General features: G+C 49.5%; 1 pseudogene. It reads right to left on the bottom strand.

Features of this window, described 5'->3' with window-relative positions:
- A pseudogene (locus tag AB4653_RS00035) lies at positions 1-325 on the bottom strand (ABC transporter ATP-binding protein); the annotation flags it as partial.

Genomic DNA, 325 nt, shown 5'->3' with positions numbered 1-325 from the left:
CAAGCGCACGAGCAAGCGCCGCTTTACGTTGCCAACCACCAGACAAATCCGTCAGTTTTGTTTCGGCAGTGAGTTTAAGCGCCGCCATTACGTTACTTACGCGATCTTCGAAGCGCCATGCGTTGGCATGATCCAACTGCTCTTGCACACGAGTAAGACGATTTAAGTTCTTTTCGCTAGGATCAGTACCAATGAGATCCAAAAGATCATGATAGATCTTCAGCTGTTCGCCGATTTCCGCTAGGCCACCAGCAACGTAATCATAAACGGTGCCTTCTTCGTTACGCGGTGGATCTTGCTCAAGGCGAGACACAACCACATCTTG

Origin of the sequence: Vibrio sp. 10N.222.48.A3, assembly GCF_041475345.1 — a bacterium.
Taxonomy (GTDB): Bacteria; Pseudomonadota; Gammaproteobacteria; order Enterobacterales; family Vibrionaceae; genus Vibrio; species Vibrio tasmaniensis_A.
Note: the sequence above shows the minus strand (reverse complement) of the source record. Positions and strands in the feature narration are given on the sequence as shown.